This window comes from Streptomyces sp. NBC_01176 (assembly GCF_045039825.1).
Classification (GTDB): Bacteria; Actinomycetota; Actinomycetes; order Streptomycetales; family Streptomycetaceae; genus Streptomyces.
In genome coordinates this window covers 1,868,121-1,885,918 of record NZ_CP108600.1, presented here as the reverse complement: position 1 = coordinate 1,885,918, position 17,798 = coordinate 1,868,121, and the positions used below count along the sequence as shown (strand labels likewise).

Here is a 17,798-nt window from a genome sequence, read left to right as displayed (position 1 = left end):
GGCGGGGCGCCGTCGGGGGGCGGGGCCGGTGATCCGGATGGTGGTGTCGGTGCCGGGTGGCACTCTGGATGCATGCCGGAACTGCCAGAGGTCGAAGCGCTCAAGGACTTCCTGGCCGACCATCTCGTCGGCCGTGAGGTCGTGCGCGTGCTCCCCGTCGCCATCAGTGTCCTGAAGACCTACGACCCGCCCGTCACCGCCTTCGAGGGCCGTGAGGTCACCGCCGTGCGCCGGCGGGGCAAGTTCCTCGACATCGAGGCCGACGGCCTGCACTTCGTGACGCACCTGGCCCGCGCGGGCTGGCTGCAGTGGCGGGACCCGTTGCCCGACGGCCCGCCCAGACCGGGCAAGGGCCCACTGGCACTGCGCGTCGCCCTGGAGAACGGCGAGGGCTTCGACCTCACCGAGGCGGGCACTCAGAAGAGACTCGCGGTCCACGTGGTCCGGGACCCGGAGGAGATCCCCGGCGTGGCACGCCTCGGCCCCGACCCGCTCGCCGCCGACTTCGACGAGGCGCGGTTCGCGCGGCTGCTCGAAGGGGAGCGGCGCCGCCTCAAGGGCGCCCTCAGGGACCAGAGCCTGATCGCGGGCGTGGGGAACGCGTACAGCGACGAGATCCTGCACGCCGCCAGGATGTCCCCGTTCAAGCTCGCCTCCTCGCTGACGCCCGAGGAGACCGGCCGTCTGTACGAGGCGCTGCGTGGGACGCTCACCGAGGCGGTGGAGCGCTCCCACGGGCTGGCCGCGGGTCGTCTCAAGAAGGAGAAGAAGAGCGGGCTGCGGGTGCACGGCAGGGCGGGCGAGCCGTGTCCGGTGTGCGGCGACACCATCCGTGAGGTCTCCTTCAGCGATTCCTCGCTGCAGTACTGCCCGACCTGTCAGACGGGAGGCAAGCCGCTGGCCGACCGACGGATGTCCCGGCTGCTCAAATAGCTTCCGCTGCTCAAGTAGCGTCCGCTCAGGGTGACTTGACCGTCACCAGATGCTTGCCGTCCGCGGTGCGCACCTCGAACCTGCTGATGTCCGAGGAGGACATCGAGGCGCCGCCCTGCATGTTGGTGGACGCCCCGTCGTGCCCGGGCACCATCCAGCTCGTGACCGTCTGCTCCGACCCGTCCTTGCCGACGGCGACGAGCTGACAGGGCCGCGGACCGCCGGAGTCCTTGACCTCGACGTCGACCTCGCTGCCCCAGATCCGGTCCTGGGTGGTGATCCGGGCCCAGACACCGGTGTCCGCGTCGGTCGCGGCCGCCTGGTTGGAGGCGGAGCCGCCGGACGCCGAGTCGTGCGACGTCACCATCGCGATCGTGGGCCCGCCGGCCGCGAGGACCACGGCGGCGGCCACCGCGTACAGCCAGCGTCTGCGGCCGGCCCGCCGGCGGCCCGCCACCTCGCCGAGCAGGGTGTCCAGCAGCCGGGGGCCGGGTGCCGCGAACGGGTGCACGGAGCGCGGTGTGGCCCGCCGGTACAGCATCATCTGCCGTGCGGCGGGTCGGAACTCACTCACGTGCGCCGCGCACTGGGGGCACTCCATGAGGTGATCCTCGAAGCGGAAGGCATCCGCCTCGTCCAGCACGCCGAGCGCGTAGGCGCCGACGTCACGATGCCGTTCCAGGGACCTCATACCGAATACCGAATCCTCGTGGCGATCGAGCGGGGTGGGGGTGGTGTTGCTGTTGCCCACCGGTACGGACCAGACCGCCGAATCACTCAAGCTCGTCCGGAATCGCGGCGAAGACGTTCGGAGCGAGCGCGCCCGCGGATTGGTGCGTGCCCGGAAAAGTTGCCCAGGACGCGTCCGCGGGGCGGCTGCCCAAGGATCGCTGGGAGGTTTCTCGCAGGAGGGAAGGACTGTTCGAGGGGTGCGGGAAGAAGGGCGGAGAGAAGATCGGGGGGAGGTCGGAAGGACCGGTCGGAGAAGGGCCGGAGGGTGCGGTCAGAAGAGATGGATCGCCAGATGCCCCAGGGGCAGGCCGAGCTGCCAGGCCGGCGTCCACACCTTGGGGCCGTCGTCCTCGCCCGGGATCGGACCGCCGCCGGGTACGGCGTCCAGGTCGGGCGCGAGCAGTTCGGTCTCCTCCAGCCAGCGCCAGGCCGCCGCGGCCAGCTCCAGGTCCGGGGCGGGGCCGCCGCGTTCGGCCGCCTCGGCCGCGAGCCGGGCCATGTGCTCGCGCACCCAGTCCTGCCACGGCTGGTCGTAGGCGGTCAGCGAGAGCCAGGTCTCCAGCTGCGAGACGACCCGGATGCCCGAGAGCTCGCCGTCGCTGTCGGAGAGGAAGATGGTCAGCGCCAGGGCGTCACGCCCGGCGCGGAACTCGAAGGACGTCGGCGGCATCAGGTCGCCGGTCCGCAGCAACTCGTCGGCGATGTACTCGGCGTACAACCACGCCATGGGGACGGTGAGTTCCCCACCGCCGGTGCCGTCCGTGCTCTCTTGACCTCTGTGCAGCATCCCTTCCTGCCTTCCTCCGGTGCGTGCGCGTCGCCCGACCCGGGCTCTCGGTCGGAACACGGATGAGGACAAGCGGAATACTCAACCATGGTCCTTGGCAGGCGCTTTACGGAGGCTTGACCCGGCGCTCGGTTTCACCGCAGGTCGGCCGCGTATCCCGGAAGGACCCGGCGCAGGGCTCGCAACGCGTAGTAGGCCCGCGACTTCACGGTACCGGGCGGAATTCCGAGCGCGGCGGCGGCCTCCGCCACACTCGCCCCCTGGAAGTACACCTGCACCAGGACTTCACGGTGCTCGGGAGTGAGAGTCTTCACAGCCTCCCGCACATCGAGCGTCGCCGCCGACCTTTCCGCGTGATCCGCGCACACCCGCGCGCTGTCGAGCACCGCGTCACCCACCTCGGGGGGCCGCGCCTGACGGGCCCGCCGCGCGTCGATCGCGAGCCGTCGTCCCACGGTGAGCAGCCAGGGGCGTACGGAGGCGAAGTCGTCGGCGCGCAGCGCCTCGGGGTGCTGCCAGGCCCGTACGAACGTCTCCTGGAGCAGATCCTCGGCGCGCTGGCGGTCGCCGTCGGACAGGCGCAGCAGCAGGGCGAAGAGGGGCCGTCCGTGCTCGCGCTGCAGCGCGAGCAGCTCGTGCTCGGCGGTCGTCTTGGTGGTGGTTCCGGCCGTCATGGCCTGTATGCCAGCGGCTGCCGCTCCACTCGGACAGGGGCGGGGCACGGGTCTGCGGTGGGCGGTCGATGCTGTCGGTGAACGGCACGGTGAACGGTTCAGCGGGCCCGCACGCCCCGTGCCCGGCGCGCCCCTCCCGCCAACGGGCGCGTCAGCGGGGGACGTACGGGCGCACGGCCGCGTGGCGCCCCGGTTCCCGGACTCCCTCACGTCGAAGAAAACCGTCCCCCGGGGGAGGGCGACGACCGGTGAGGGGCGACGGCGGGCACGTGGCCTCGACGGCTACGGGACGACCGTGACCGGCCAGCGCCCCGCCTTCACCAGCCGGATCGCCACCGAACCGACGATGCGGTGCCCCGCCTGCTCGGAGGCGCCGACCACCACGGCGTCCGCCGTGAGTTCGTCCGCCGCCTTCACCAGGCCGTTGTACGGGTCACCGCGGAAGGTGTGGAACTCCCAGCGCACCGCGTATATGCCCTTGAGCCGCCCGGCGGCCTCACGGATCTGCGCGATGAGGTCCTCGGCGATCCGGTCCGTCGTCTCCGCGACCGGTGCCCCGAAGGCCGCTCCCGCGGCCATGACGGGCTGGATGTAGACGACGGCGAGCAGCGCGTTCTGCCGCCTGGCCAGGCCGCTCGCGTACGCCGCGGCGCGCAGCGAGGAGTCGGAGCCGTCCACGCCGACGACGATGACCTTGGGACCGTCCGTACCGCGCTCGAACTGGTGCGAGGGTTGCTGTTCCGCCACAGCGCTGAGGCTATCGGTAGTCGCAGGTCCGGGAGGCGGCTGGGGCGTGTGGATACCAGGGGGACGGCGTGTCGGCCGCACCGACGCGGCTGCCGGTGCGCCCGCGCCGGTGCCGGGCCGACTGCCGGACCCCGCCCGGTCCGGACCGGCGTACCGGGTGTTCACGGGACGAAGCACCCAGGGCCGGCGCACACGGAGTGTCCCGCGGCCGGCTCGCGGGGTGCGGACGTGCGCACGAGGCGGCCCCGCGGGCGGCGCGCGAGCGGGCACCGGGTCGCTCGACGGGCGGCGCCGCCCCGCTCTTCCTAGAGTCGGAACCATGAGTGCCACCGTCGAGGCCCGCGGACCGAAGGGCGCCAAAGGCCCCGTACGGCCGTCCCGGGACGGGTTCCTCAGCAAGGTGCCCGAGGGCTATGGCGCCTTCTTCGGCGCCCTCTGCGCGCTCTGCGTCGTACTGGCCTTCATCGAGCCCCTGCGCCGCCTGCTGCGCCCCGTGGTGGACCTCCTCGACCGGCTGATCGTCCCGGTCAGCGCGAACCTCGCCTACGCGGCCTTCCTCTTCCTGCTCGCCGCCGCGACCGCCGCCCGCAAGAAGGTCGCCTGGTGGCTGGTCGTCGTCTACCTGGGCCTGTTGGTCCTGTCCGACGTCGTCGGCCTCTCGATGGGCCTGTACGCCGAGTCGCTGCCGTCCTTCGTCGTCTGCGGCACCGCCCTGGTGCTCCTGGTCGTGGCGCGCCGCGAGTTCTACGCCGACTCCCGGCGCGGCGCCTGGTGGCGGGCCCTGGCCGTCCTGGTCGCCGGGCTCGCCGTGGCGATCCTGCTCGGCTGGGGCCTGGTCGAGCTGTTCCCCGGCACCCTGCCGCGCGGCGACCGGCTGACGTGGGCGGCCGGCCGGGTGTGCGGCGGACTCGTCTCCGCAGACTCGTTCGGCGGACGCCCACCCCATCAGATCTACTTCTTCCTCGGCCTCTTCGGCGCGGTCGCCCTGCTCAACGCCGCCGCCACGCTCTTCCGCTCCCAGCGGCTGGAAGCGGCCCTGCACGGCGACGAGGAGGCCCGCATCCGCTCGCTGCTGCGGGCCTACGGCGCGGACGACTCCCTCGGCTACTTCGCCACCCGCCGTGACAAGGCCGTCGTCTTCTCGCCCAGCGGCAAAGCCGCCGTCACCTACCGTGTCGAGGCCGGGGTCTGCCTCGCCAGCGGCGACCCGGTCGGGGACCGCGAGGCCTGGCCGCACGCCATCGACGCCTGGCTGGACCTGGGCCGCCGCTACGCCTGGGTGCCCGCCGTCATGGGCGCCTCCGAGGACGGCGCCAGGGCCTTCGTGCGGGCCGGTCTCGGAGCACTCGAACTCGGTGACGAGGCGATCCTGCACGTCGCCGACTTCGACCTGAACGGCCGCGACATGCGCGTCACCCGCCAGGCCGTCAACCGCGTACGCCGCACCGGGGCCACCTGCCGGGTACGCCGCCACTCCACTCTCACCGACGAGGAGATGGAGGAGGTCGTCGACCGGGCCGACGCCTGGCGCGACACCGAGACGGAGCGGGGCTTCTCCATGGCCCTGGACCGGCTCGGCGACCCGGCGGACGGGAACTGCCTCCTCGTCGAGGCCATGGACTCCGACGGCAGGCTCCTGGCGTTGCTCTCCTTCGTGCCCTGGGGCGACGACGGCATCTCGCTCGACCTGATGCGCCGTGACCGCAGAGCCCCCAACGGCGTCATGGAGTACATGGTCGCCGAGGTGTGCGCGGTGGCCGGGAAGTTCGGCGTACGCCGTGTCTCCCTCAACTTCGCGGTGTTCCGGTCGGTCTTCGAGGAGGGCGCCCGGATCGGCGCCGGGCCCGTCCTTCGGCTCTGGCGCAAGCTGCTGCTGTTCTTCTCCCGGTGGTGGCAGCTGGAGGCCCTGTACCGCTCCAACGCCAAGTACCACCCCGAGTGGTACCCCCGCTTCCTCTGCTACGGCGACGCGGGGTCCCTCGCCCGTATCGGCATGGCGTCCGGCATCGCCGAGGGCTTCGTCTCCGTGCCGTCGCTGCGCAAGCTGTGGGGCAAGGGACGCACGAAGGCCCGGACCGCACCCGTGGCCGCCGAGGGCCCGCCCGCACCGCCGGCCCCGGGCCCCGGCGCGGGGGTGACGGCCGGGGCCGCCGATCCGACGGCCGGACTGCCCGAGCAGGTCCGCGTCCGGCACCGCACGCTCGAACGGCTCCGCGCCACGGGCACCGACCCGTACCCGGTCGGCGTCGCGGCGCGCACCCACACCCTCGCCGAGGTGCGCGCGGGACAGCAGGTGACCGTCGCCGGGCGGGTCATCCTCGTACGCGACTTCGGCGGCCTGGTCTTCGCCGTACTGCGCGACTGGTCCGGCGACCTTCAGATCGCCCTCACCCGCTCCCGGTCAGGGCCCGCGCTCGACCGGTTCCGCGCGGACGTCGACATCGGCGACCACCTCACCGCCGAGGGAGTCTCCGGTGCCGGCGACAGGGGCACCCTCACCGTCTTCGTGACCGACTGGCAGCTCACCGGCAAGTGCCTGCGCCCGCTGCCCGACAAGCACCGGGGCCTGACCGACCCCGAGGCGAAGGTGCGCCGCCGCCATGTCGACCTGCTGTCGAGCCCCGAGGCGCGTCAGGTCGTGCGGATCCGTTCCACCGCCGTGCAGGCGCTGCGCCAGGGGCTGTTGGACCGCGGCTACCTGGAGGTCGAGACGCCGATGCTCCAGCAGATCCACGGCGGCGCCAACGCCCGCCCCTTCACGACCCACATCAACGCCTACGACCTGGACCTCCATCTGCGCATCGCCCCCGAGCTGTACCTCAAGAGGCTGTGCGTCGGCGGCCTGGAGAAGGTCTTCGAGCTGGGCCGCACCTTCCGCAACGAGGGCGTCTCCCACAAGCACAACCCCGAGTTCACCATGCTGGAGGCCTACCAGGCGTTCGCCGACTACGACGTCATGCTCGACCTCGCCCGCGAACTCATCCAGGGCGCGGCGACCGCCGCCTTCGGGGCGCCCGTCGCCCGCAGGGACGGCACCGAGTACGACATCTCCGGTCCGTGGCCGGTCAGGACGGTGTACGGCGCCCTCTCCGAGGCACTGGGGGAGGAGGTCGACGCCGACACCCCGGTGGAGGCGCTGCACGGGCTGTGCGACCGTGCGGCCGTGCCGTACCGGGCGGACGACGGCCGCGGTGACGTCGTACTCGAGATGTACGAACGGCTGGTGGAGGCGAAGACCCGACTGCCCACGTTCTACAAGGACTTCCCGACCGACGTCTCCCCGCTCACCCGGCAGCACCGCACCGACCCGCGCCTCGCCGAGCGCTGGGACCTCGTCGCCTTCGGTACCGAACTGGGCACCGCCTACTCCGAGTTGACCGATCCGGTGGAGCAGCGCCGACGGCTGACCGCGCAGTCGCTGCGGGCGGCCGGGGGCGATCCCGAGGCGATGGAGCTCGACGAGGACTTCCTCGAAGCGCTCGAATACGCCATGCCGCCCACCGGCGGGCTCGGCATCGGCGTCGACCGGACGATCATGTTCCTCACCGGTCTCACGATCCGTGAGACCCTGCCGTTCCCCCTGGTGCGTCGTCGCTGAACTGGTCCCATCGGGTGCTTTGCCGGGTCCGCACCGGTGTTTCTCAGCCGCGCCGTCCGCCCGTTGGGCGACTGATGGGTCATGGAAAAGGACCAGCTGCTCACGCGACGCCAGGCATTGATCGCCGGCGGCGCGGTCCTGGGGGTGGCGGGGGTGGCCGGCACGGCCCGCGTCCTCACCGCCGAACCGGCCGGGAGCCCGGTGCGCGCCCCGGCCGCCGGTCCGCAGGCCCGCGCGGGCCGCAAGCCGTCCGCCTACCGCCTGCTGCCCCTGACAGGGGACGGCCCCGCGAGCAGCAGACCCTTGCGTCCCCCCGTCCGGCGCGAGCCGCTCCTGCACGTGTCCGGACGCGGCCGCACCATGGTGCTGACCTTCGACGACGGCCCCGATCCGCGCTACACCCCGGCCATCCTGAAGACCCTGCGCGAGCACGACGTGCGGGCGATGTTCTTCGTCTGCGGGAGGATGGCCGCGGCCAACAAGAACCTGCTGGCCGAGATGGCCGACGACGGGCACGTCGTCGGCAACCACACCTGGACGCACCCGTTGCTGACCCAGCTCCGGCGCTCGCAGATCCGCTCCGAGATCGAGCGCACCTGCGACGTCATCGAGGACGCCTACGGCGAGCGGCCCCTGTGGTTCCGCGCGCCCTACGGTGCCTGGAACCGCGCGACCTTCCAGATCGGCGCCGACCTGGGCATGGAACCGGTGGCGTGGACGGTCGACTCCCTGGACTGGACCACCCCCGGCACCCGGTCCATCGTCCACCGGGTGGAGCACAGCGCCGCCCCGGGCGTCATCGTGCTCTCCCACGACGCGGGCGGCGACCGCTCCCAGACCGTACGGGCGCTGCGTGACTACCTGCCCCAACTCCTCGACCGGGGCTACCACTTCACCGTGCCGCGACGGCGCTACGCGTGAGAGCGGAGCGGCGTACGCCGGGACGGGCCGTGCCGGGACCGGTTGACCGGTGACCGGTGATCGGTGACCTCCGGGACGAGCCAGGCCCGCCCCCGGGCCTTCCGCTCGCCGTCGGCCGGTCCGAAAACCCGGCCGGTCCGTGCATCCCGGCCGGTGCGTGAACTCCGATCGGTCCGCGCATCCCGGCCTGTCCGTGAATTCCGATCGGGATTCCCGGTCGGGCCCTCGTGCCGTGCCGGAAGGCGCTCGGAGGATGCCCCGCGACGTTCAGCGGACGCCGGCGAGACGGGCGAACACGACGACATTGCCGTCGTAGCCGTACTCCTCGGAGAAACCCCCGCCGCAGGTGATCACACGCAATTCCGGGGTGCCCTTGCTGCCGTACACGCGGTCACCGGGGAAGGCGCTCTTCTGGAACACCTGGATGTCGTAGACCGCGAAGATCGCGGTCTTCCCGTCCTTGCGCAGGACCTCGACCCGGTTTCCCTTCTTGAGGGCCCCGAGTCCGTAGAAGACGGCGGGGCCCCGCGCGTTGTCCACATGGCCGACGACGACGGAGGTGCCCTTCTCGCCGGGCGAGACCGCGCCGGTGAACCACCCGGCGAGATTCGGGTCGTCCGGGGGTGGTGCGCCGACCCAGCCGTCCGTGTCGAGACCGACCGGGACGACCGGTGCGTCGACCCGGATCGCCGGGATCCGCACCCGGTCCACCACGGAGTACGGCAAAGGAGCGGGCACCTTCGCGAGGGCGCCGGCGGGGGTCCGGTCGTCCGCCGCCGCTGCCGCCGCGGGCTGGGGAGGGCCCACGTCGAACTCACCTGAACCGTTGCGCAACAGTGCGAGGCCGGTCAGCAGAACAAGCGCCATCACGCCCCAGGGGACCCGCTTCCTCTGCCGCTCCTCCTCTTCGGGCCACGCCGACGAAGTCATTCGCCATCCCCTCTCGACACGGCCGATACCGCGTCCGTCGCGCATTCGAGAAAGCTAAGTGGAGCATGCCCGGCGGCGACGGGACATGGGCTGACGGATGGCGGAGCACCACGGTGGTGCGCCATCCGAGTTGCCGAGTGCAGGATATTTCCGGCAGTCCGTGACCTGCGGCAATATCTGATTATGTGTAAGTCATTCGGCGTGTCTTCTCACCAGGACGGACCATTCTCGAAATGCGGCCCCCCGCACGGCATCTGAGGGTCTGACTGGGAGACGCTTTCTCGCCGATCGACCGGGGACGGGTCCCGGGGCGTCTTCCACGGAGGATCACATGCGTACCATCCGTGCCCTGGCGGTCTCTGCCGCCGCGGTCGCCGCGCTGGGGTTCGCCGCCCCCGCGGCCATGGCCTCGAGCGAACCGGGCTACGGCGAACGGGGAGCCGGTGAAACCCTGGACGACAGCGGGCGAGCGTACGACGACGCGGATCCGGGCGACTACGGACGCTTCGGCGACAGCGGGTCCTGGGACGACGAGAGCCCGGAGGACGGCTGGGGCGGGGGGAACGGCGGGAGCGGGCAGGACAACGGGCCGCGGAACATCAGGGCCAGGCCCGGCGTCGTCGTCCAGGGCGGCCCGTTGACCGTCGCGGTCGACGGCGACTCGTGCCGCAGGCCCGGTAGCGCCGTCTCGTCGCGGGCCTTCCGCACCACCCGGCTGCGAGGCTCGGGCGGCGGCACGGCCACCGCGCGCGTCTTCATCGACCGGGGCGTGCGGCCGGGTTCCTACGACATCACGGCACGCTGCGGCGAGGACCGGACGCTGACCCGGCCGGCCGCCTTCACCGTCGTCGGCGGTGTCCGCGGTGGTCTCGGCGGCGGCACCTCCACCGGAGCGACGCCCACCGACATCGCGATCGGCAGCGGGCTGGTGGCCGCCGCCGTCCTCGGCGGCGGGGTCCTGTGGCTGCGTCGAAGGGCCGACCGGCGGAGCTGAAAGGGGCGCGCGGGGTCACGCCCGCGGTGCCGCGGGCAGGGAGCGTCGCAGGCCGCGCGGGGGCTTCACGTGCGCGGCCGGGGGACGGACACGATGTGTCCGTCCCCCGGCCGCACGGTCGCTAGCGGGGCTTCTCGTGCGGTCCCGTCATCCCGGAAGGTGGGGGAACAGCGTCAGGAACGGCTCCGCCGAGGCCGCGATGCCCCGGCTGTAGGGCGCGTCGAAGTCCCAGATCAGGAACAGCAGGAAGGCGATCAGGGCCGAGAAGAGCCCGGCCAGGATCAGTTCGCGCCTGGTGCGCCGGATCTGCAGCGCGAAGACCATCCCGATCGTGACGACGGCGCCGGTGATCAGCCCGAACCACACCACGCCCGGCATGGTCGCTCCGGTCGACTCCGCCCGTGAGTTGCGCGCGGTGTCGGCCGCGGTCACCTGGTCGACGAGCGGCTGGTAGGCCTGGGCCTCGAAGTCCGTCTTCGGCTGGTAGTCGGTGACGTCCGCGCGGATGCGGTCGAAGAGCCGTCCGCCCTCGGCGGTCACACGACCGTGGTCCGCCATGGTCTTCCACTCGGTGGTGACGACATGACCGACGTACGCCTTCACGTCGCCGCGGATGCGGTCCCGTACGTCCGCCGGGTAGACCCGGACCCGCTCCGAGATCTCGTGCAGGGCCTGGGCCTCGGTCTGTACATGATCCTGGGCGGCGCTGCGGGCCTCCCAGACGCCGGCGATGGCCAGCCCCAGGACGATGGCATACACCACGCCGATCATCATGGTCATGTACTCGATCACGTCCGGGGTCTCGGACGGATCCTCGTCCTCGGGGGCCCGCCGGTTGCGCAGCAGTGCCACGACGAGGACCACGAGGCACGCGGCCGCCATCGCAAGGACGAGAACAAGCCAATCCGACAAAGTTGCCTCCAAGGGTCAGCGCGGACGCAGTGCCGCGACGGCGAGCACCGCGGGCACGGTGACGAGCAGGGTGAGCGAGACCAGGGACGGTCCACTGCGGACCGCGTGCTTGTGCGCCGGTGCGCGGTACACCGGGTAGCTCACCGGGGTGGGCGACGGCCGGGGACTGGCCTTGTGCGTCGGCGTGGGTGTGGGCGTAGGAGCGGGCGGCGGTGGTGGCGGCGTGGGCCTCGGCGTCGGTGCCACGGCGGCGGGCCGCGGGGCCGGCGGAGGGGGTGGCGGAGGCGGGGGTGGAGGTGTCGGTCTGGGTTTGGGCGGTGGCGGTGGTGGCGGTGGTGGTGGCGGCTTCGGGGTGGGCGTCGGCGTGGGGGTGGGCGGTGCCGGGCTGACGGTGCAGAGCCCGTCGCCGGCGACCGCCACCGCGTCCGTGCCGTCCGGTCCGACGGAGGCGTACGCGCAGGCGTCCGCGACCGCGGACGAGACCGGCGCACCGCCGAGGATCCAGGTCAGCGTCAGCAACGCCAGTACCCGTATGACGAGGGCGGACGGGGTCCGCTGTGGTGCATGCACGACCGAGATCATGAGGCGTGCCGTCCCCGCGCACGCCCGAGTGGCGGTGTATTGCCCCGAACGGAGGACTTGTGGACCGGGGCGGTTTGACGGTCGTGCCGGGGACGGCGGTCGTCCGGGCGCAGATGTACGACAGGAAGGGAACGGGTGCATGGCGGACAACTGTCCGAGTCTCCGGCGGCGGACGGTTCACAGCGTTCCGAAAGTTTTTTGTGAGCCCGTTGAACACAACGGCGGCCCCCGTCCGTACCTAGGGCCATGCGCGGCGCTGCAGGGCGCTGCAACCCTTATGCGAACAGTGGGAGTTACCCAATGAAGACCTCCTGGCGGAGCGCCTCCCTCGTAGCGACAGCTGCGGCCGTGCTGGCGCTCACGACGGCGTGTGGTCAGGATTCGGGCACCCAGTCGACGGGCAGCCAGAACGTGGGAGCCGCCGCGGCTGCCAACGGATACGGACAGGTCAGCAGCACCGCGACCCCGAACGGCTACGGCGCCGACCAGCAGGGTGCGGCGGCTCAGGCCGAGTCCGCCGGGCAGCTCGCCGTCGCCGAGAGCACGACGCTCGGCAAGGTGCTGACGGACAGCGCCGGCTTCACTCTGTACCGCTTCGAGAAGGACACCGCCGAGCCCCCGAAGTCGAACTGTGACGGCGACTGCGCGAAGGCCTGGCCCGCCGTTCCCGCCGACGGTGCCACCGCCGCCACCGGAGTGGACAAGGCCCTGCTCGGCGAGGTCACCCGCACGGACGGCACCAAGCAGCTGACCATCGGCGGCTGGCCGATGTACCGGTACGCCAAGGACACGAAGGCCGGCGACACCAACGGCCAGGGCGTCGGCGGCATTTGGTACGCCTCCGCCCCCGACGGCAAGAAGGCCACGCTGGCCGCCCTGCCGGGCCTGTCGACCCGCAAGGACCCCAAGCTCGGCGAGATCGTCGTCGACAAGAACGGCATGACGGTCTACCGCTTCATGAAGGACCAGGCGTGGCCGGTCTCGAAGTCCGCCTGTGTCGGCGCCTGCCTGGAGAAGTGGCCCGTCGTCGCGCCGGTCAAGGCCGCTGACACCAAGGGCGTCCAGAAGAAGGGCCTGATGGGCTTCACCCGCCCGGACGGCGCCAAGCAGATGACCGTCAACTGCTGGCCCATCTACACCTTCTCCGGTGACACGAAGGCCGGGGACACCAACGGTCAGGGCGTGGGCGGCAAGTGGTACGCCGTCGCCCCCGACGGAAAGCCGGTCGGCGCGCAGAAGTAGAGGATCATCACCTCCCCAGGGTTGGTCGTCTCGTCCGCAGAGCAACGGAACGCGGAAGGGAGAGTGGATCAGAACTGGCAAGAGTGCCGGACGAACAGAACAACGCGCGCGACCCCGGTCCGCCCCCTCCGCACCGCACGGAGGGGGCGGACCGTTCGGCGTGTGCGCCGCCCCCGGTCCGCGCCGGCCGCGGCTTCGGGACCGGTCCCGGACCCGGTCCCGGGACCGGAGAATTTTCCACACCGGGGACACCCGCCGTCCCGGACGGCATGACGACGCTTCGTGACCCCCGAGAACTTTTTGGAATGCTTCGCATCGATTTCGCGGTGACACTCGACGGCGTGTCCGAAGGCCCCGCGCGGCGGCCGATTCGGCACATGCCCGAGGCAGTGCCGGTGAACGGACGGTCAATTTCCGTTTTGGCTCGCCCGTTTGGCGGGCGATCAGTAGCCTCAGCTCGAACACCGGATCGCCTACGCCGTCGACTACGCCTTGGAGAGATAGATGGAGCGTCCCGCCTGGGCCCCACGCAGCATTGACATCTCGGTGCCGAGCGTGTCCCGAATCTATGACTACTACCTCGGCGGTTCGCACAACTTCGAGGTCGATCGGGAAGCCGCTCGCAAGGCGATGGAGTTCCTGCCCGGACTGCCCAAGATCATGCAGGCGAACAGGGCGTTCATGCGCCGAGCCGTGCGCTTCGCGGCGGACGAGGGCATCTCGCAGTTCCTCGACATCGGCTCCGGCATTCCGACCTTCGGCAACGTCCACGAGGTCGCCCGTGCGGCCCACCCCGGAGCCCACGTCGTGTACGTCGACCACGATCCGGTCGCCGTCGCGCACAGCCAGGCCGTCCTGCGGGACGTCGAGGACACGGACGTGGTCGCGGCCGATCTGCTCAAGCCCCAGGAGATCCTGGCGAGCGCCGAGGTGCAGCGGCTGATCGACCTGAACCGGCCGGTCGCCCTGCTGCTCGTTGCCATACTTCACTTCGTGGAGGACGCGGACGACCCGTACGCTGCGGTGGCCGAACTGCGCGACGCGCTCGCGCCCGGCAGCCTGCTCGTCGTCACGCACGCCTCCTACGAGGGAATTCCGCTCCCGCCCGAGCGGACCGAGGGTGCGGTCGACGTGTACAAGGACATTCGCAACCCGCTGATCATGCGCTCGCGCGAGGAGATCGCGCGGTTCTTCGAGGGGTACGACATGGTGGAACCCGGACTGGTGCCGATGCCGATCTGGCGGCCCGACACCGCGCCCGAGGACGAGGATCCCTATTCCTTCTCCGGGTTCGCGGGCGTGGGGCGCACGGCGTGACCGCGGAGCCGGACGGGCCGGAGGACAGACTCCGCAGGTTCGCGACGATCTGGAGCCGGGCGGTCTTCCCGGTCACCTCGACCTCGCTGACCCGGCCCGAGTTCGAGCAGCAACTCGTGCCGCTGGCAAGACGGTTGAGCGAGGCACTGCGAGCCAGGACCTTCGAGGCGACCGAGGGCCAGGCGGTCGGCGCCGCGATCGTCTCCGCACACTGCACCGATCCGGAGGCGCTGAGCCGCACCCTCGACTGCGTCGACGCCTACCTGGTGCTCTACTGCGGCGAGGACGGACCCCAGGAGGCCCTGCGTACCCGCTCGGCACGCCTGCAGCACGCCATGGCCGCCGGATTCGCGCGGGCGCTGCGGGAGCGGACGCTCAGCGAGCAGGAGGCCATCTACCAGGCCGCGTTGAACGCGCGCAGCACGGTGGCCGAGGCGCTGCACGCCAGTGAGGCACGCTTCCGCGCGGTCTTCGAGGGCGCGGCCATAGGAATCGCCATCGCCGACCTCGAAGGCAACATCCTGCAGGCCAACGGCGCCCTTCTGCGGATGTTCGGCGGCTCCGAGCAGACGATGCGAGGCCGCCGGGTCCCCGAGTGGACGCACCCCGACGACGCGCCCCAAGTCTGGAAGCTCTACGAGGAGTTGGTCAACGGCGAGCGCGAGCACTACCACGTCGAAAAGGCCTTCTACCGGCCCGACGGTACGGCCCTGTGGACCAACCTGACGGTGTCCCTGCTGCGAGACGCGGACGGCGAACCGCAGTACCAGCTCGCCCTCATGGAGGACACCACCGAGCGCCGGCTGCTCAACCTGCGGCTGCGCTACGAGGCCACGCACGACGCGCTCACCGGACTGCCCAACCGGACCCTGTTCTTCGAGCGCCTGGAGAAGGCGCTGTCCGCGGGCGACGCGCAGCGGTTCGGTCTGTGCTACCTCGACCTCGACGGCTTCAAGACCATCAACGACAGCCTCGGGCACGCGGCCGGGGACCGGTTGCTCGTGGAGGTCGCCGACCGGCTGCAGTCCTGCGCGACCGCACCGGGCGAGATGGTCGCCCGGCTCGGCGGCGACGAGTTCGTCGCGCTCACCACCGGCCCCGACACCGAGCGCGAGGTCGACGAACTCGCCGGGCGCATCATGAACGCCCTGGTCACCCCGATCAGCATCGACGGCCGTGAGCTGGCCGTGCGCGGGAGCATCGGCATCGTCGAGGGGCCGGCGGGCGAACGCGGCCCGGCGGAGGTGCTGCGCAGCGCCGACATCACGATGTACCGCGCCAAGTCCGCGGGCGGCAACCGTTTCGAGCTCGCCGATCCCGAGGCGGACGCCCGCGCGATCACCCGGCACGGGCTCACCACGGCCCTCCCTGCGGCCCTCGACCGGGGCGAGTTCTTCATCGAGTACCAGCCGCTGGTGCACCTCGGCGACGGCAGCGTGCACGGCGCGGAGGCGCTGGTGCGCTGGCTGCATCCACAGCACGGCGTGCTCGGGCCCGACCAGTTCATCCCGCTGGCCGAGCACACCGGGCTGATCGTGCCCCTCGGCCGCTGGGTCCTGGAACAGTCGGTCCGGCAGGCCCGCCAGTGGCAGGAACGACGTGCGGGGACCGGCCCCCTGCGGATCAACGTCAACCTGTCGCCGTGCCAGCTGACCCATCCGGGTCTGGTCCAGGACACCGTCGACATCCTGGAGCGCGAGGGGCTCGACGCGGGCGCACTGTGCCTGGAGGTCACCGAGTCCGCGCTGATCGGCGCCGACGACGACCTCCTCAAGCCGCTGCGCCGGCTCGCCGAGATGGGCGTGGACATCGCCCTCGACGACTTCGGCACCGGCTACTCGAACCTCGCCAACCTGCGCCGGCTGCCGGTGAGCATCCTCAAGCTGGACCGCTCGTTCACCCAGGGCATGCAGCAGTTCCCGGCGGACCCGGTCGATCTCAAGATCGTCGAGGGCATCGTCTCGCTCGCCCACAGCCTCGACCTCGCGGTCACGGTCGAGGGCGTCGAAACGGGCGCCCAGGCGGAACAGCTGCGGATACTGGGCTGCGACACCGCCCAGGGCTGGTACTACGCCCGGCCCGGGCCGCCGGAGCGTCTGCACGAACTGGCCCTGGTCGACGCCACCGGCTGAAGCTTCGCACGCTCGGTGGTCTCCTGGCGGGAGGCCGCCGAGCGGCGCGGGGCCGGAGCGGGAGGTGAGGCACGGCGGTCGTACCGGTGGGCGTCGTCGAGGGGCAACAGCAGCGGCCACCGAGGCCGGCGGACCGAGTACCGCGCCGCGAGCGGACCGAGTGACAAAGGGACCGGGGACCGGCTCAGCCCCTCGCCGTGCAGGGTCGAAACGGACCCCTACCGCGTGCTCGCCGAGCTCGGCGTCCCCTCCTGGGCCTCGCCGCGGGATGCGCCGACGGGGAACTCCACCGAGGCTGGACGAGTCGCGGCCCAAACGCTCGTACCCGGGCACCGCGGCCGACCAGGGCCACTCGCAGGGGGTCACCGACCTCGACCGGTCGTGGCCGCACCCGCCCGCACCGGGCCGGCTCCACGCGACAAGCCCGCCAACTCACCGCACCACATCCAGCACCTTCCGAACCGGGCTCCACAGCACAGGAGTTGAGAAGAATGAGTACGGAACTTCAGGGCCGGACCGCCATCGTCACCGGTGCCAGCAAGGGCATCGGACTGGCCATCGCCCAGACGCTGGCCGGAGCGGGCGCGACGGTCGTCGCCGGGTCCCGCACCACGACGGAGGCGCTGGACACCCTGGTGAAGGAGGGACCCGTCACCTGGGTTCCGGTCGACCTCGCCGAACCGGGCGCGGCCGAACGCCTGGTCGCGGCGGCCGGCGGACGTGTCGACATCCTCGTCAACAACGTGGGCGCCGCCCCGGCCCGCACCGGCGGCTTCCTCACCGTGACCGACGAGGACTGGCAGCGCACCGTCGACCTGAACCTGCTGACCGCCGTACGCGTGACCCGGGCCGCCCTGCCGGTGATGCTCGCAGCCGGACACGGCTCGGTGGTGACGGTCGCGTCGGTCAACGCCACCCTGCCCGACCCCCTGGTGATCGACTACAGCGCCGGCAAGGCCGCGCTGGTCGCCTTCTCCAAGGCGCTGTCGAAGGAGGTCGGCCCGAAGGGCATCCGGGTCAACACCGTCAGCCCGGGTCCGGTGGAGACCGAGCTGTGGCTCGGCGGCGGGGGAGTGGCAGAGACCGTCTCGGCCGCCGCCGGTATCACCCCGGACGACGTGATCGCGCAGGCGTCCGGTGCCACCGTCACCGGCCGCTTCTCCCAGCCGTCCGAGGTCGCCGAACTGGTTCTCTTCCTCGCCGGGGACCGCGCCCGCAACATCACCGGCAGCGACCTGGTGATCGACGGCGGCTTCATCCCCACACGGTAGGCCTTCTCCCCGCGCGCCGACCGGAC

At 71.7% G+C, this 17,798-nt stretch carries 15 protein-coding genes; 8 read left to right on the top strand and 7 right to left on the bottom strand.

Annotated features, from left to right (window positions below):
- The first annotated feature begins 72 nt into the window (after positions 1-72).
- Entirely contained in the window at positions 73-933 is an 861-nt protein-coding gene (locus OG199_RS07910) for a DNA-formamidopyrimidine glycosylase family protein (RefSeq protein ID WP_356798187.1), read from the top strand.
- A 25-nt stretch (positions 934-958) separates the two neighbouring features.
- Here the strand turns inward: OG199_RS07910 and OG199_RS07905 are convergent, their stop codons facing one another.
- From OG199_RS07905 to OG199_RS07890, 4 genes are all read right to left on the bottom strand, one after another.
- Positions 959-1,624 (bottom strand): zf-HC2 domain-containing protein, encoded by a 666-nt coding sequence (locus OG199_RS07905; protein ID WP_405828763.1) that lies wholly within the window; start codon positions 1,622-1,624, stop codon positions 959-961.
- A gap of 312 nt (positions 1,625-1,936) precedes the next feature.
- A complete protein-coding gene (locus OG199_RS07900; protein ID WP_356798191.1) occupies positions 1,937-2,452 on the bottom strand; it encodes a hypothetical protein in 516 nt (171 codons plus the stop codon).
- A 134-nt stretch (positions 2,453-2,586) separates the two neighbouring features.
- Positions 2,587-3,126, bottom strand: coding sequence for a sigma-70 family RNA polymerase sigma factor (locus tag OG199_RS07895; RefSeq protein ID WP_351719093.1), 540 nt, complete (start codon positions 3,124-3,126; stop codon positions 2,587-2,589).
- Positions 3,127-3,408: 282 nt separating this feature from the next.
- The gene (locus OG199_RS07890) at positions 3,409-3,873 is read right to left on the bottom strand and encodes a universal stress protein (RefSeq protein ID WP_168531334.1); all 465 of its coding nucleotides are present in this window, start codon (positions 3,871-3,873) and stop codon (positions 3,409-3,411) included.
- 319 nt (positions 3,874-4,192) lie between these two features.
- Between OG199_RS07890 and lysX the strand changes: the two genes are divergently transcribed.
- Together lysX and OG199_RS07880 are read left to right on the top strand one after the other, a co-directional pair.
- Positions 4,193-7,471, top strand: a complete 3,279-nt coding sequence (lysX, locus tag OG199_RS07885; RefSeq protein WP_405828761.1) for a bifunctional lysylphosphatidylglycerol synthetase/lysine--tRNA ligase LysX — start codon at positions 4,193-4,195, stop codon at positions 7,469-7,471.
- Between the two features lie 81 nt (positions 7,472-7,552).
- Positions 7,553-8,392 carry a polysaccharide deacetylase family protein gene (locus OG199_RS07880; RefSeq protein WP_401805326.1) on the top strand — a complete coding sequence of 280 codons (840 nt, stop codon included), beginning with the start codon at positions 7,553-7,555 and terminating at the stop codon, positions 8,390-8,392.
- A 267-nt stretch (positions 8,393-8,659) separates the two neighbouring features.
- Here the strand turns inward: OG199_RS07880 and OG199_RS07875 are convergent, their stop codons facing one another.
- The gene (locus OG199_RS07875) at positions 8,660-9,322 is read right to left on the bottom strand and encodes a class F sortase (RefSeq protein ID WP_405828759.1); all 663 of its coding nucleotides are present in this window, start codon (positions 9,320-9,322) and stop codon (positions 8,660-8,662) included.
- 331 nt (positions 9,323-9,653) lie between these two features.
- Between OG199_RS07875 and OG199_RS07870 the strand changes: the two genes are divergently transcribed.
- Entirely contained in the window at positions 9,654-10,316 is a 663-nt protein-coding gene (locus OG199_RS07870) for a hypothetical protein (protein WP_405828757.1), read from the top strand.
- Positions 10,317-10,463: 147 nt separating this feature from the next.
- Here the strand turns inward: OG199_RS07870 and OG199_RS07865 are convergent, their stop codons facing one another.
- Both OG199_RS07865 and OG199_RS07860 read right to left on the bottom strand, forming a co-directional pair.
- The gene (locus tag OG199_RS07865; RefSeq protein WP_168531337.1) at positions 10,464-11,228 is read right to left on the bottom strand and encodes a DUF4239 domain-containing protein; all 765 of its coding nucleotides are present in this window, start codon (positions 11,226-11,228) and stop codon (positions 10,464-10,466) included.
- Between the two features lie 15 nt (positions 11,229-11,243).
- Positions 11,244-11,798: a hypothetical protein gene (locus OG199_RS07860; RefSeq protein WP_405828756.1), complete on the bottom strand. Its 555-nt coding sequence runs from the start codon at positions 11,796-11,798 to the stop codon at positions 11,244-11,246.
- 312 nt (positions 11,799-12,110) lie between these two features.
- On the opposite strand from OG199_RS07860, the gene OG199_RS07855 reads away from it, so the two are divergent.
- The 4 genes from OG199_RS07855 (at position 12,111) to OG199_RS07840 (ending at position 17,772) form a co-directional block, all read left to right on the top strand.
- Complete coding sequence (locus OG199_RS07855) at positions 12,111-13,052, top strand: SCO0930 family lipoprotein (protein ID WP_405828754.1); 942 nt, start codon at positions 12,111-12,113, stop codon at positions 13,050-13,052.
- 504 nt (positions 13,053-13,556) lie between these two features.
- Complete coding sequence (locus OG199_RS07850) at positions 13,557-14,369, top strand: SAM-dependent methyltransferase (RefSeq protein ID WP_356798204.1); 813 nt, start codon at positions 13,557-13,559, stop codon at positions 14,367-14,369.
- Entirely contained in the window at positions 14,366-16,501 is a 2,136-nt protein-coding gene (locus OG199_RS07845; RefSeq protein WP_356798206.1) for an EAL domain-containing protein, read from the top strand. Before OG199_RS07850 ends, OG199_RS07845 begins: the two co-directional genes overlap by 4 nt.
- Before the next feature lie 491 nt (positions 16,502-16,992).
- The gene (locus OG199_RS07840) at positions 16,993-17,772 is read left to right on the top strand and encodes an oxidoreductase (protein WP_356798208.1); all 780 of its coding nucleotides are present in this window, start codon (positions 16,993-16,995) and stop codon (positions 17,770-17,772) included.
- Positions 17,773-17,798 lie beyond the last annotated feature (26 nt).